The sequence below is a fragment of the Pedobacter sp. 05L430 genome, from assembly GCF_056397585.1.
Map to the genome: position 1 here is coordinate 1 of NZ_JBFTNT010000425.1, position 2660 is coordinate 2660.

General features: G+C 47.6%; 1 protein-coding gene. It reads left to right on the plus strand.

Annotated features, from left to right (window positions below; translation table 11 throughout):
* The coding region (locus AC1DG9_RS25900; RefSeq protein ID WP_477635550.1) for an Ig-like domain-containing protein at positions 1 to 2660 on the plus strand (2660 nt) is incomplete at both ends.

Genomic DNA, 2660 nt, shown 5'->3' on the forward strand with positions numbered 1-2660 from the left:
TCTGCTTTAGACAATTTAAATATATACGGTGCGGAAGTTATTTATCCTAATCCGACAGTCACCTCAGGTGATCAGTCGATCTGTTCGGGYAGCACTGCTGTACTGAAAGCCACTGCTAACGGAGGTACTACTTTAAGATGGTTTGCTACCGCTAGCAGTACAACAGTACTTGCCACCGGAGAGACCTTTACTACCCCTGCACTGACTGCTACTACTACCTATTATATAGAAGTAAGCAAAGCTGGTTGTGCAAATGTAGAGCGTGTACCTGTTAAGGTAACGGTAAATCCAGCAATTGTTTTTGCGACTACAGTATTGAGCAATGCTACAGTAAACTCATCCTATTCAAAACAGATCAATGTGGCTACCGGTGGTACGCCAGCATTTACTTATACCCTTGCGGCAGGCAGCAGCTTACCTGCAGGACTGACTTTRTCAGCTAACGGTACAATTGGCGGGACCCCGACAGCCTCCGGAGACTTCACTTTCTCTGTTGTTGCAACCGACAGTAAACTGTGTACAGCAACAGCGGCTTATACTTTAAAAGTAACAGCAGCTTTGGCGCTTCCTGCGGCTACTTTACCAAACGGCATTGTAGGTACCGTATATCCTACGCAGACCATACCTGCAGCTACAGGCGGTACTACACCATATACCTATACTGCCACCAATCTTCCTCCGGGTCTGACCTTTAACCCGTCGACCAGGGAGATCACCGGTACCCCTACACAGAAAGGTACATTTGTAATTCCTGTTACGGCTACTGATGCGAACGGCAACAGTGTATCCAATGATTATACCATTATTGTAAGGGATCCATTGGTATTGCCGGCCGCTACCCTGGCAGATGGTACAGTAGGTGTTCCTTATCCTGCACAGACCATTCCGGCTGCAACAGGAGGGGCGGGTCCTTATACTTACAGTGCTACAGGCATACCTGCAGGACTGAGCTTTGATCCATTAACCCGTACCATCACCGGTACACCAACTACAAAAGGTACCTTTACTATTCCGGTAAAAGTTACCGATGCAGACGGTAACAGTGTTACCAGAAATTATACAATAAAAGTAAGCGATCCACTGGTGCTGCCGGCAAAAGTTCTTGCAGACGGTACAGCGGGTACACTATATGCTACCGAGACCCTTCCATCAGCAACAGGTGGTACCGGTCCTTATACTTATGTTGCCACTAATCTTCCTGCGGGATTAAGCTTTAATGCCACTACCCGTCAGATCAGCGGAACACCAACCCAGTCTGGTTCTTACAATATAAATGTAGAAGTTACCGATGCTGTGGGAGCAAAAGCTACCCAGACCTATGCTTTAAAAGTAAATGGGGTATTGTCACTTCCTACAGCGGTATTGCCAGCTGGTCTGGTAGGTACAGTTTACCCTGCCCAGACCTTACCTGCAGTAACCGGCGGTACATCACCATATACCTATGCTGCAACAGGTGTCCCTGCAGGACTGAGCTTTGATCCTTTAACCCGTAAACTTACAGGCACCCCTGCAACCGGCGGGAACTATACGATCAAGGTAACTGCAACGGATGCGAACAACCTATCTACCAGTACAGATTATGCATTGGTAGTTAATGTTGGCGCCCCTGTAGTTGCGGGAGCTACTACCTGCAGTGGCACTACAGCAACACTGACCGTATCCAATACCCTTCCGGGAGTAACGTACAGGTGGTATGCTTCAACCGGCAACACTTCGATAGCTAACGGATCAAGCTTTACCACCCCTGTCTTAACAGCCACTACTACGTATTATGTAGAGGCAGTATCAGGTACAGCAGTAAGCAGCCGTACTTCTGTTGTTGTTACCATCAATGCTGCTCCTGCACTGGCAGCTATCGTTACCAATAACGAGACCATCAGTTCAGGCCAGACCGCTACGCTTCAGGCCACAGCCGATGCGGGCAATACCATTAAATGGTATGCAGCAGCAAGTGGCGGAGCATCATTGGCTACCGGACCAAGCTTTACCACTCCTGCTTTAGCAGCTACCACTACTTATTATGTAGAGACTGAAAGTGCATCAGGTTGTGTGAGCTCATCAAGAGTRGCAGTGAAAGTAACGGTAACCAGCGGACCTGTAAATCCGAACTGTAATGCAGCAACAGCACAACAAAGCGGTATAGATGGTCTTTGTTTATTATGCGGAGTAGACAATCCTGGTGCATCGACTGATGCGAATGCTACCAATTTCACCAGCATCCATTTGGCGGTAGGTGTAGGGGCAACGGGTTATCAGCGTCTGATTTTTGCAAGTGCAGGATCAGCTACCGACAGTATCCGTTTAGATCTTGAGACCCCAACAGGTCTTGCAGATGTAAGTGTACTTGGAGGTGCTACTGTTACTGTGTTGAACGGTACAAGCGTGGTGAACAGCTATCCGCTGAATTCGAGTCTTTTAAAACTTAAACTATTAAGCGGCAACAGGTTTAAAGCTACTGTACCGGCTGGGGGTATCTACGACAGAGTAGAGATCCGTTTCGGTGCATTGGTTTCTGCTTTAGACAATTTAAATATATACGGTGCGGAAGTTATTTATCCTAATCCGACAGTCACCTCAGGTGATCAGTCGATCTGTTCGGGYAGCACTGCTGTACTGAAAGCCACTGCTAACGGAGGTACTACTTTAAGATGGTTTGCTAC